Source organism: Brevibacterium permense (assembly GCF_013280495.1).
Lineage (GTDB): Bacteria > Actinomycetota > Actinomycetes > Actinomycetales > Brevibacteriaceae > Brevibacterium > Brevibacterium permense.
Map to the genome: position 1 here is coordinate 40409 of NZ_JABSSX010000017.1, position 12258 is coordinate 52666.

The 12258-nt window shown below is 62.9% G+C and carries 10 protein-coding genes; 7 read left to right on the plus strand and 3 right to left on the minus strand.

From position 1 onward, the window contains the following. Positions 1–18: 18 nt before the first annotated feature. The 3 genes from yidD to rpmH are packed head-to-tail and all read right to left on the minus strand — an operon-like array spanning position 19 to position 864. Complete coding sequence (gene yidD, locus HK353_RS16865) at positions 19–375, minus strand: membrane protein insertion efficiency factor YidD (protein WP_248283866.1); 357 nt, start codon at positions 373–375, stop codon at positions 19–21. After that, positions 359–724: a ribonuclease P protein component gene (rnpA, locus tag HK353_RS15565; RefSeq protein ID WP_173157622.1), complete on the minus strand. Its 366-nt coding sequence runs from the start codon at positions 722–724 to the stop codon at positions 359–361. The genes yidD and rnpA overlap by 17 nt, the downstream gene beginning before the upstream one ends. A 2-nt stretch (positions 725–726) precedes the next feature. Then, positions 727–864: a 50S ribosomal protein L34 gene (rpmH, locus tag HK353_RS15570; protein WP_039211706.1), complete on the minus strand. Its 138-nt coding sequence runs from the start codon at positions 862–864 to the stop codon at positions 727–729. A 416-nt stretch (positions 865–1280) separates the two neighbouring features. Here rpmH and dnaA point away from each other — a divergent pair, with 416 nt between their 5' ends. The 7 genes from dnaA (at position 1281) to HK353_RS17500 (ending at position 12103) form a co-directional block, all read left to right on the plus strand. Continuing rightward, positions 1281–2966: a chromosomal replication initiator protein DnaA gene (gene dnaA / locus HK353_RS15575; protein WP_173157624.1), complete on the plus strand. Its 1686-nt coding sequence runs from the start codon at positions 1281–1283 to the stop codon at positions 2964–2966. A 557-nt stretch (positions 2967–3523) separates the two neighbouring features. Next, entirely contained in the window at positions 3524–4663 is a 1140-nt protein-coding gene (gene dnaN, locus HK353_RS15580) for a DNA polymerase III subunit beta (RefSeq protein WP_172173149.1), read from the plus strand. Beyond that, positions 4664–5800: a DNA replication/repair protein RecF gene (recF, locus tag HK353_RS15585; protein WP_173157627.1), complete on the plus strand. Its 1137-nt coding sequence runs from the start codon at positions 4664–4666 to the stop codon at positions 5798–5800. Beyond that, entirely contained in the window at positions 5797–6309 is a 513-nt protein-coding gene (locus HK353_RS15590; protein ID WP_173157629.1) for a DciA family protein, read from the plus strand. The genes recF and HK353_RS15590 overlap by 4 nt, the downstream gene beginning before the upstream one ends. A gap of 219 nt (positions 6310–6528) precedes the next feature. Then, on the plus strand, positions 6529–8526 hold the full coding sequence (gene gyrB, locus HK353_RS15595; RefSeq protein WP_173157631.1) for a DNA topoisomerase (ATP-hydrolyzing) subunit B: 1998 nt from the start codon (positions 6529–6531) through the stop codon (positions 8524–8526). Positions 8527–8666: 140 nt separating this feature from the next. Next, positions 8667–11234, plus strand: coding sequence for a DNA gyrase subunit A (gene gyrA / locus HK353_RS15600; protein WP_173157633.1), 2568 nt, complete (start codon positions 8667–8669; stop codon positions 11232–11234). Then, positions 11231–12103 carry a DUF3566 domain-containing protein gene (locus HK353_RS17500; protein ID WP_342589964.1) on the plus strand — a complete coding sequence of 291 codons (873 nt, stop codon included), beginning with the start codon at positions 11231–11233 and terminating at the stop codon, positions 12101–12103. Before gyrA ends, HK353_RS17500 begins: the two co-directional genes overlap by 4 nt. Positions 12104–12258: the final 155 nt, after the last annotated feature.

Consider the following 12258-nt stretch of genomic DNA (forward strand, 5'->3'; position numbering starts at 1 on the left):
ACTGCAAGTTCAATACATTCAGGTGTGTGCCTGACCGCGGTGGATGGTCTTCGACCTGGCCTCCCGCGCCGAGCCCGGCACATGGTCGACACCTCCGTGCGACCACGGATTGCAACGCAGTATTCGCCACCCAGTCAACACCACGCCCTTGAGAACTCCGTGTATCTCGAACGCCTCGAGGCCGTACATGGAGCAGCTGGGATAGTAGCGACACACTTGGCCGTAGAGAGGTGAGATCACGATCCGATAGGCGCGGATGAACCAGACGAACGGCATCCTCGGTCCAATCAGAACGATCCAGCCGAGTGTCGGCCAGAAACCTGCCGGCCGGCGGGGCACCTCGGAGACATGCTTCAGATCATGCTCGGCGTCCACGACGTTCCAGCTTCTTCTCTGCCTTGACCAGGAGCGCGTCGACCTCGGCGGACAGAACGCTGAAGTCGGCCTGTCCGGCATGCGGCAGTGCCCGGATGACGAACAGATCTCCTGGCCTCAGCTCACCGAGCCGCGCACGCATGATCTCACGCAGGCGGCGTTTGGTGCGGTTGCGCACCACGGCATTCCCGACGGCCTTGGATACGATGAAACCCACGCGTGCAGCGTGGGTATCATCGGTGTCTCTCAGGCCGTGCGCCATGAGATGCTCTGTGCGCACCCGGACCCCTGCTCTGAAGATTCGTCTGAAGTCTTCGCCGCTGCGGATCCGATGTGCCGCGTCAAGCATGCTCAGGCCGAAATGTCGGAACGTCCCTTGCGACGACGTGCGGCCAGGATCGAGCGGCCCGCGCGGGTGCGCATACGCAGACGGAAGCCGTGCTTCTTGGCGCGCTTACGGTTATTGGGCTGGAATGTACGCTTGCTCACTTCAGTCTCCGATTTCTAGGTTGCGGGTGAACGCCGGTGCGTTCTCACAAAAAACGGCGGTGCGAGTCTCGACCGCCGAGCACTCCTGTGCATAAGAGCCAAAAGATAATCAGGATAATCGGATGAAGCCCGGTACACAGGACACTCCATCTTAGCGAGGCGCAATCGGACCGGTCAAACGGGATCTGCATGTTTCACGTCACGCTCGCCCGAAATTCATCGCCGTTCGCGTTCAGGGCATCAAGGCTCATCCACAAGTCACACCCATGTAGTTTTCCACAAGCTTATCCACGAGTGTGGAGATTCACTGGGCTGAGTCGGCACTGATCCACATTCTGTGGAAAACTATGTGGAAGTCATGCACAGGTGTGGATCACGCCAGAACGAATTTTTTTGAAAGCTGAGGAAATGTGACGGTGTCGAATTCCAAGAATGAGCTCATCAGCCGCTGGCACACGGTGGTCTCAAACCTGGAACAGGACCCAGACCTCACGTCGCATCAGAAGGGATTCCTCTCCCTCGCGTTGCCGAAGGCCCTCGTCGACAATGCGCTCATCCTTCTCGCCGTGCGTGACGAACACACCCGCCGCACCATCGAGACCCGACTGCTCGGCCCCCTGACCAGGGAGTTCTCAAAAGTCCTCGGATTCGAAGTGACGTTCGGATTCGTCGTCGATCCTGAACTCGACGTGCCGATCCGCTTCGAAGAACTCATCGGAGAGCCGACCCCTGGGGCCCAGGTTCCCATCGATCCGGTCACCTCCACCTCGGCGACGGAATCGCCGGAACCCACCCCCACCGAGGCGACCGAACCGGTCCGACCGGCACCCGCCGATCATTCGACGCCCGAATTCGCCCAGCCGCACCAGGGCCAGCCAGCCGAGCAGACCTCGGATACCCAGATCCCACAGGCTCAGGCATCGGTACCTCCGGCAACGCAGACGCCCGCCTCGCAGTCGCAGGCTCGGAACGATTCCGGAATGACTGACCGTGAGATGAAGATCGCCGAGGCGACCGCCGCCCCGATGGGCCCGCCCGTCGATGCTCCCGGCGTCGCTCAGCTCAACCCGAAGTACACCTTCGACACCTTCGTCATCGGCGCTTCCAACAGATTCGCCCATGCAGCGGCCTTCGCTGTCGCCGAGGCACCCGCCAAGGCCTACAATCCTCTGTTCATCTATGGGGACTCGGGATTGGGCAAGACGCACCTGCTCCATGCGATCGGCTACTACGCGACTCAGCTGTTCCCAGAGATCCGGGTGAAGTACGTCTCCAGCGAAGAGTTCGTCAACGACTTCATCAATACGATCGGCTCGTCGAAGACCTCAAATGCTCTGCGTCCCGCCTTCCAGCGCCGCTACCGCGAGGTCGACATCCTCATGATCGACGACATCCAGTTCCTGCAGGGCAAGGATGCGACCGTCGAAGAGTTCTTCCATACGTTCAACGCTCTGCACAATGAGGCCAAACAGGTCGTCATCACCTCCGATCAGCCGCCGAAGATGCTCAAGGGCTTCGAAGAGCGGCTGCGCTCACGATTCGAATGGGGTCTGCTCACGGACGTGCAGCCTCCGGACATGGAGACGCGGTTCGCGATTCTGCGCCGCAAGGCCGCAGCCGAGCAGCTCGATGTTCCCGACGATGTGCTCGAATACATCGCCTCCCGTGTGTCCTCGAACATCCGCGAACTCGAAGGCGCCCTCATCCGAGTCACGGCATTCGCCAACCTCAATGATCAGCAGATCGACGTCTCCTTGGCCGAGACCGTCCTCAAGGACTTCATCACTCCCGATGACACCCCCGCGGTCACGGCCGCGGACATCATGGGCCAGACCGCTGCCTACTTCAGCCTCACCCTCGATGACCTGTGCGGAACCTCCCGGTCCAGGACTCTGACGACGGCCAGGCAGATCGCCATGTATCTCTGCCGCGAGCTCACCGATCTGTCCCTGCCGAAGATCGGACAGGCGTTCGGTGGACGCGATCACACCACCGTGATGCACGCGAACAAGAAGATTCGAACTCAGATGGCTGAACGACGGGCCGTTTACACTCAGGTCACCGAACTCACAAACCGCATTAAACAACAGCACCGCCTATAGAAGACGTCATACACATCTGTGGATAACCCTGGGGACAATTGCTCACAGCCTGGGGAAAGAGCGGTGGACAGAACTGCTCCACGGGTGGAAAGATGTGAACTACATGCTTGTGTTTACCCAAGCGCCCACCGACGCCTCGGTCACGGTGCACATGGCATCCACAAGCCCATAATGGCTCAGAACCCTTGATTACTCTGGGCTAAGCGGCACTTGTCCACAGTCTCCACATGTGCTGATACTTCTACCAAGTGAATTCAACTCTTAAGAGGGCGACCGCCACCGACTGCTGCGGTGAGTGAGCTTCGAGCTCACGCGCTCGAGGTCGAGAGAGTCATGGACCTGCAGAATATTCGAACACAGGATCTCGGCTGATTCTCGAATGCGAGATTCACTCACTGAGCACCCCTGGCATCCCTTTTCGGCCGGCACTCCTGAGGTGGGCACAAATCGGATAGGCTGTGTAAAGTTTTCCGAGCAGTGTCGAGCCTGTGACTCGCAACCCGGAATCTCGTGCCAGATGCCCAGTGCAGGTCGGGTGGCCACCCCGAAGGAGTAAAGTGAACGCGGAAGCATCCCCCTTGAAGTTCAAAGTCAATCGCGACGTTCTCGCTGACGCTGTTGCCTGGGCGACCAAGACTCTGCCCAACCGTCCTTCCGCTCCGGTCCTCACCGGTATTCTCATCACCGCAGAAGCCGGCGGCACAGTGCGTCTGGCCGTCTTCGACTACGAAGTCTCATCCCGCGTCGAGATCGTCGCCGACGTCGCCTCCGCAGGAACGGTCCTGGTCTCTGGACGTCTGCTCGCCGACATCTCCAAGGCTCTGCCGAACCAAGAGGTCACCCTCGAACAGATCGATGCGAAGGTCGACGTGACCTGCGGATCCTCGCGCTTCTCACTCATGACGATGCCTGTGGCCGAATACCCCGCGCTGCCGCAGATCCCCGACGACTCCGGCACCGTTTCGGCCGGCGAGTTCCAGAACGCCGTCTCACAGGTCACGATCGCGACCTCGAAGGACGACACATTGCCGATCCTCACCAGCGTGAGAGTCGAGATCGAGGGCGAGAAGGTCACGATGCTCGCCACCGACCGCTACCGTCTGGCCGTTCGCGAGTTCACCTGGAACCCGGGACGCCCCGATGTCTCGGCTGTGGCCCTGTTGCGCGGACGCACGCTCTCCGATGTCTCGAAGTCCCTCGGCGGCGATGTCACGATCGGCCTGAGCACCGATGCCGGCAAGGACCTGATCTCCTTCACCTCGGCGGGTCGGGTCACCACCTCGCTGCTCATCGAGGGCGAGTACCCGAAGGTCCGCTCGCTGTTCCCGGATTCGGTTCCGATCCACGCCATCGTCGAAACCGCCGTGCTGCGCGAAGCCGTTCGCCGTGTCTCGCTCGTGGCAGAACGCAACACCCCGCTGCGCTTCGAGGTCACCGACGGTATGCTCACCCTCCACGCCGGCACCGGTGACGACGCTCAGGCCTCCGAAGCCGTCGAAGCCACCCTCCAGGGCGACGAGATCACCGTCGGCTTCAACCCGCACTACATCGCCGAAGGTCTCGCCGCTGTCGAGAGCCCGTACGTGAACTTCTCCTTCACGCAGCCGATGAAGCCGGTCATCATCTCCGGGCAGAAGGAACTCGACGGTCCTGCCGACGAGTCCTATCGCTATCTGCTCATGCCCACCCGCATCTGAATGTGGATATCCCGACTCTCCCTGCGTGACTATCGGTCGTATCCGGAGCTCGACCTCGAGTTCTCACCCGGAGTCACCACATTCGTGGCCGACAACGGGACCGGGAAGACCAATATCGTCGAGGCGATCGGGTATCTCGCCCATCAGCGCTCCCACCGGGTGGCCTTCGACGCTCCGCTCGTCCACGAGGGCCGACCGGCCGCGACGGTGTCCGCACTGGTCAACAGAGATCAGCGGCATGCCACCGTTGAGGTGACGATCCAGGCCAAAGGCGCCAACCGGGCCCGGGTCAACCGCAATGCGGTGAAACTCAAGGACATCCTCGGCCTCGTGACCTGTGTCGTCTTCGCTCCCGAGGACCTCAGCCTGGTCCGCGGTGAACCGGCCGAACGCCGGTCGTGGATCGACACGCTCGTCGTGGCGCGCAATCCGCGCTTCGCCTCGATCATCACGGACTTCGAACGGGCACTCAAACAGCGCAATGCGCTGCTCAAACGGCTCCGCGAGGACCGCGATCCCGGCCTCGAGGCGACCCTCGACATCTGGAACATGGCCTATGCGGACTCCGCCGCCGAACTCGTCTACGGGCGACAGCGAATCCTCGCCGATATCGTCGAACCGCTGCAGACGAACTTCGCCTATATCGCAGCCGATGCCCGGCTGGAACGGCAAGGCGCCCACATCGCCTACGATTCGCGCATCGACTACTCGCAGGCCGCATCCGCTGCCGACTGCAAGGAGCTGCTGCTGGCGGCCCTCGATCGTCGCCGGACGACTGAGATTGAGCGCGGACTGACCCTGCACGGACCCGGTCGCGATGATCTGTCCCTGATGATCGGAACCCATCCGGCGAAGGGCTACGCCTCTCACGGAGAGACCTGGTCGCTGGCGCTGGCTATGCAGCTGGCAGGTTGGGATCTGCTCTCCGCCGATGCCGGAAGCGCCGCCGAACAGCCGATCCTCGTCCTCGATGACGTCTTCGCCGAACTCGACACCGGTCGGCGGCAGCGTCTGGCTTCCAGGGTGACATCGGCCGAACAGGTATTCATCACCGCTGCCGTCGACTCCGATCTGCCCGATGGTCTCGAAGGAATCCGGATCGACCAGTCCCGACTCCTGCAGAGCGGCACCGCATGAGCGGCATCGACCGGGACTACTCCACTCCCGTCGCCGCACTCGAAGCCCTCGACCGAGTCCGCCGGATGGAGGTCACCGAAGCGAAGTTCGTTCGCAGCCGTCGCCGTTCCCGCCTGCGCGGCGAAGCCGTCTACTCCGGGTCGGGTCGAGACGGCCGTGACCCGAAGACCGTGTCGTCCGTGCTCGGGTCGCTCATCACGGACCGCGGCTGGTCGTCCTCACTGGACATCGGCAAGGTGCTCGGCCGGTGGCCCGACCTCGTCGGACCTCAGGTGGCCCAGCACGCGACTCCCGTTGACTTCTCTCCTCCCCTGCTCGTCATCGCCGCTGACTCGACGACCTGGGCGACCCAGCTGCGGGTGCTCAAACCGACGATCCTGCGCAGACTCGAGGAAGGGCTGGGCTCGGCGACGATCACCGAGATCGAGATCAAGGGGCCGCAGGCACGCAGCTTCAAACGCGGTCGACGATCGGTGGCCGGCCGCGGACCCCGGGACACATTCGGGTGAAATCGGCAGCCGCCTCGGCGAAATTCGGGGAAGTATCACTGGATTTCTGAGAAGAACACAGAGGGCCTTAAACGGCCATAGCCGCTACCTCACCTGTCCGGGGGTACATCTGCGGCACGAAAATTCCGGAAATACGCCTTCACAGGCCGCTTACGGGCATTTCAGCGTGCGGCGCGGTAGAATGGGGAGCTGATAGCGACCATCCGAACAAGGAGTCATATGACGACCGAGGATCAGCCTCATTATGATGCCGGCGACATCACTGTGCTCGAGGGTCTCGAGGCAGTCCGGAAGCGGCCCGGCATGTACATCGGTTCGACCTCGGAACGTGGTCTCCACCACCTCGTTCAGGAGATCGTCGACAACTCGGTCGACGAGGCGATGGCCGGCTACTGCGATCATATCGAGGTCACCATCCTCGCCGACGGAGGCGTTCGCGTCGCCGATGACGGCCGTGGAATGCCGGTGGCCATGCACCCGACGGAAGGCAAGCCGACCGTCGAGGTGATCCTCACGATCCTCCACGCCGGCGGTAAGTTCGGCGGCGGCGGATACGCCGTGGCAGGCGGTCTCCACGGTGTGGGTTCGACCGTCGTCAACGCACTGTCCGAACGGCTCGAGGTCGAGGTCAGGCGCGACGGCTATGTGTGGACGATGGACTTCGTCCGGGGTGTGCCCACCGGTGAGCTGCAGCGCGGCGAAGCCACCGATGCGACCGGAACGACCGTGACCTTCTGGCCGGACGGCTCGATCTTCGAGACCACGGACTTCTCCTACGAGTACCTCCGTGCGCGCTTCCAGCAGATGGCCTTCCTCAACAAGGGCCTGAAGATCAGTCTCACCGATGAGCGCCACAACGAAGTCGATGATGACGATGTCCAGATCGACGAGGACGAGGCGACCGAGTGGAAGCCGCGCACCGTCACCTACGAATACGCGAACGGTCTGCTCGACTATGTCGAGTACCTCAACTCGACGAAGAAGGCCGATCTCGTCCACCCCGATGTCATCGTCTTCGAAGCCGAAGAGGCCGAACAGACTCTCGCACTCGAGATCGCGATGCAGTGGACGACGTCGTACAACGAGTCGGTCCACACCTACGCCAACGTCATCAACACCCATGAGGGCGGCACCCACGAAGAGGGCTTCCGCACGGCTCTGACCTCTCTGGTCAATGCGTATGCGAAGGAACAGAAGCTGCTGCGCGACAAGGACCCGAACCTCACCGGCGATGACATCCGCGAGGGTCTCACGGCCGTCATCTCCGTCAAGCTCGGCGATCCTCAGTTCGAGGGTCAGACGAAGACGAAGCTCGGCAACTCCGAGGTCAAGGGCTTCGTCCAGCGCGTGGTCCGCGACGAACTCGGACACTGGTTCGAGTCGAACCCGGCCCAGGCCAAGGACGTCGTGCGCAAGGCGCTGCAGGCCTCCCAGGCCCGCTTGGCCGCTCGCAAGGCGCGAGAGGCCACTCGCCGCAAGGGACTGCTCGAGTCTTCGGGTATGCCCGGCAAGCTCAAGGACTGCCAGTCGAAGGACCCGACGATCTCTGAAGTCTTCATCGTCGAGGGTGACTCGGCCGGCGGCTCGGCGACTCAGGGCCGCAACCCGAACACTCAGGCGATCCTGCCGCTGCGCGGAAAGATCCTCAACGTCGAAAAGGCTCGACTCGACCGCGCATTGGGCAACAACGAAGTCCAGGCGATGATCACGGCCTTCGGCACCGGCATCGGTGAGGAGTTCGATCTCGAGAAGCTCCGCTATCACAAGATCGTCCTCATGGCCGACGCCGATGTCGACGGTCAGCACATCACGACCCTGCTGCTGACGCTGATCTTCCGGTACATGAAGCCGCTCATCGAACACGGCTACGTCTACCTCGCCACCCCGCCGCTCTACCGCATCAAGTGGTCGAACGCCCCGCACCAGTTCGCCTACACCGACAAGGAACGCGACGGACTGCTCGAGACCGGGCGGGCCGCCGGCAAGCGTCTGCCCAAGGATCTCGCGATCCAGCGCTACAAGGGTCTGGGCGAGATGAACTACGAGGAGCTGTGGGAGACGACGATGGATCCCGACCACCGGCTGCTCAAGCAGGTGTCGCTCGACGATGCGATCGTCGCCGACGAGATCTTCACCGTCCTCATGGGCGACGACGTGGATTCGCGTCGCCGCTTCATCCAGGAGAACGCGAAGGACGTCCGCTTCCTCGATATCTGATCTTCCGTCCTCACCGGGCAGCCGCCTCGGTGAGGGTGGGAGACCGGATGCACCGCACCCATTCTTTGAACGCACAAATCGCCGCCGTACACGGCTGAGATCCAGCCGGACACGGTACGAACACAAGGGAAGAGCCCACATTGGCCGACGAGAACGATATCGGAACAGAAATCAACCGGATCGAACAGGTTGATCTCAACCTCGAGATGCAGAGGTCGTACCTCGATTACGCGATGAGCGTGATCGTCGGCCGTGCCCTGCCCGACGTCCGCGACGGACTCAAGCCCGTCCATCGCCGCGTGCTCTACGCGATGTTCGACGGCGGCTACCGCCCCGATCGCAACTTCTCCAAGTGCTCGCGCGTCGTCGGCGACGTGATGGGCCAGTACCACCCGCACGGTGACACGGCGATCTACGACGCCATGGTCCGCCTCGTGCAGCCGTGGACGATGCGCTACCCACTCGTGGCCGGTCAGGGCAACTTCGGCTCCCCGGGCGACGACGGAGCGGCCGCACCGCGTTATACCGAGTGCAAGATGGCGCCCCTGGCCATGGAGATGGTCCGGGACATCGAAGAAGGCACCGTCGACTTCCAGGACAACTACGACGGCCGCAACCAGGAACCCATGGTTCTGCCCTCCAGGTTCCCGAACCTGCTGGTCAACGGCTCGGCCGGCATCGCCGTGGGTATGGCCACGAACATTCCTCCGCACAACCTGCGAGAGGTCGCCCAGGGCGCACAGTGGCTGCTGTCCCACCCGGAGGCGAGCAAGGAAGAGGCGCTCGAAGCCCTCCTCGGCCTCATCAAGGGACCCGATTTCCCGATGGGCGCGACGGTCCTCGGCCGCAAGGGCATCGAAGACACCTATCGCACCGGTCGCGGATCGATCACCCAGCGAGCTGTCGTCGAAGTCGAAGAGATCCAGGGCCGCACCTGCCTCGTCGTCACCCAGCTGCCGTACATGGTCAACCCGGACACCCTGGCCGCGAAGATCGCCTCCTATGTCAAGGACGGCAAGGTCGCCGGCATCGCCGATCTGCGCGACGAGTCCTCGGGTCGCACCGGTCAGCGCCTGGTCATCGTGCTCAAGCGCGATGCCGTGGCCAAGGTCGTGCTCAACAACCTGTACAAGCACACGTCGCTGCAGGAGAACTTCTCCGCGAACATGCTGGCTCTCGTCGACAGCGTGCCGCGCACACTGAGCATCGACTCGTTCCTGCGCCTGTGGGTCAAGCACCAGATCGAAGTCATCGTCCGTCGCACGCAGTTCCGTCTGCGCAAGGCCGAGGAACGCGCGCATATCCTGCGCGGCTACCTCAAGGCCCTCGACGCCCTCGACGAGGTCATCGCCCTGATCCGCCGCTCCCCGTCCTCGGACGAGGCACGGACCGGACTGATGGAGCTGCTCGAGGTCGATGAACTTCAGGCCAATGCGATCCTCGACCTGCAGCTGCGCCGACTGGCCGCACTGGAGCGACTGAAGATCCAGGAAGAGGCCGAGAAGATCGAGCAGCAGATCGCCGAGTACAACCACATCCTGGCAACCCCGGCTCGCCAGCGTGAGATCGTGTCCGAGGAACTCGACGAGATCGTCGAGCGCTACGGTGACGATCGCCGGACGAAGATCCTCGCCGGATTCGACGGTGATGTGTCCATGGAGGACCTCATCCCCGAGGAAGAGGTCGTCGTCACGATCACCCGCGGCGGTTACGCGAAGCGGACCCAGACTCACCTCTACCGGGCCCAGCACCGCGGCGGCAAGGGCATCAAGGGCGCGGCACTGCGCGGCGACGACGTCGTCGAACAGTTCTTCGTCACCTCGACCCACAACTGGCTGCTGTTCTTCACGAACACCGGTCGCGTGTACCGGGCGAAGGCCTATGAGCTGCCCGAGGGCTCACGGGACGCCAAGGGCCAGCACGTGGCGAACCTGCTCGCCCTCCAACCGGGTGAGACGATCGCACAGGTGCTGTCGATTCGGGACTACGAGGTAGCCGACTTCCTCATCCTCGCCACCCGGTCCGGTGTGGTGAAGAAGACCCGCCTGAGCGAGTACGACTCCAACCGCACCGGCGGTGTCATCGCCATCAACCTGCGCGAATACAAGGGTCAGCCCGATGAGCTGGTCTCGGCCCGCATCGTCGGTGCCGAGGATCACCTGCTGCTGATCTCGCGGAAGGGCATGTCGATCCGCTTCGCCGCCGATGACGAGTCGATCCGTCCCCTGGGCCGAGTCACCGGTGGCGTCACCGGTATGAAGTTCAAGGACGACGACGAGCTGCTCACGATGGACGTCGTTCGGCCGGACACCCACGTCTTCGTCGTCACTGAAGCCGGGTTCGCCAAGCGCACCCCGGTCGACGAGTACCGCCTGCAGGGGCGCGGCGGTCTGGGAATCCGGGTTGCGAAGATCACCGAACAGCGCGGAGACTTGGTAGGCGGACTCATCGTCGAGGACGGTGAGGAGGTCCTCGTGGTCATGGAGCGAGGTAAGATCGTTCGGTCGAGCATCGATGAAGTTCCGGCGAAGGGACGCAACACCATGGGTGTGGTGTTCGCGAAACCGGATAAGAAAGATCGTATTATCGCAGTGACCCGTGGTCCCGAAGCCGAGGTCGAAGACGAGATCGAAAGCGAAGACGATGCCGAAGTCCCGGAAGGTGAGGTCGCAGAGCCTCAGACCGGCAACGAGGATGTGGAAGAGTGAGCGATAGCAAACAGCCAGGCTCAGGCAAGATCATACGCACGTCGAGCGGCTCGACCCGTCTGACGGCCGGATCGTCGAAGTCCGACGACAAGTCGGCTGCAGCAAGCGGTTCAGGTTCGAACCCCAGCGCGAATTCCGGGTCGGGAACCGGCGCGAAACAGGGATCCGGCTCCAGTCGCGGCTCTTCGGGACCGAACAGCCAGAACGCCACCGTCGTCGCACCTCCCGCTCCGAAGGCCTCGCCGAAGCCCAACCGGGCACCCTCGGCGGGCTCAACGCCATCGGCACACACCGGCTCTCAGGGATCGGGGGCTCAGACCGGATCCCAGGGATCCGGCGCACCGACTTCCGGTTCACAGGGATCGGGCTCCCAGGGATCGGGCGGCGGCAATCGCGGCGCCACCTCGGTGATGGGAAATGCCGCGAACACCGTCCGCGCGAGCTCCGGCAGCGTGAAGATGGGTGTGAAGAACATGGTCGACAGCGGGAAGGGCAAGAAGAAAAAGGGCCCCCGCACCGTCCGCCTCACCGTCTCCGCGGTCGACCCGTGGTCGGTCATGAAGATGTCGTTCCTCATGTCCGTGGCGATCGGCATCGCCACGATCGTCGCCTTCATCGTCCTGTGGGTCGTGCTGCAGGCGACCGGTGTGATGAGCGGCCTCGAATCGACGATGAGCGAGCTCGCCGGTGCAGAGTCGGCCGAGCGGATCGTCGGCATCTTCGGCTTCGGCCGAGTCGTTGCGGCCGGCTTCATCATCGCGGTCATCAACATCGTGCTGATGACGGCGCTGTCGACGCTGGCGGCCTTCATCTACAACATCGGCTCCCTCATCGCCGGCGGATTCAGCCTCACCCTCACCGACGACTAATTGCTACCTGACGGCGGCTCAGCAACCTCGCGCGAGGTTGCTGAGCCGCCGTCAGGATCCTTCTATGTCTGTCAAGCGGCTTGGCCGATCGGTTTCGTGGCCTCGAGAATCCGATACACAGAACGAGCCACGTGACGCTTCATACACCGGATCGT

Coding starts and splice junctions, on each gene's coding strand:
- rnpA (WP_173157622.1), bottom strand. CDS start 724: ATGCTTGACGCGGCACATCGGATCCGCAGCGGCGAAGACTTCAGACGA.
- gyrB (WP_173157631.1), top strand. CDS start 6,529: ATGACGACCGAGGATCAGCCTCATTATGATGCCGGCGACATCACTGTG.
- recF (WP_173157627.1), top strand. CDS start 4,664: ATGTGGATATCCCGACTCTCCCTGCGTGACTATCGGTCGTATCCGGAG.
- HK353_RS15590 (WP_173157629.1), top strand. CDS start 5,797: ATGAGCGGCATCGACCGGGACTACTCCACTCCCGTCGCCGCACTCGAA.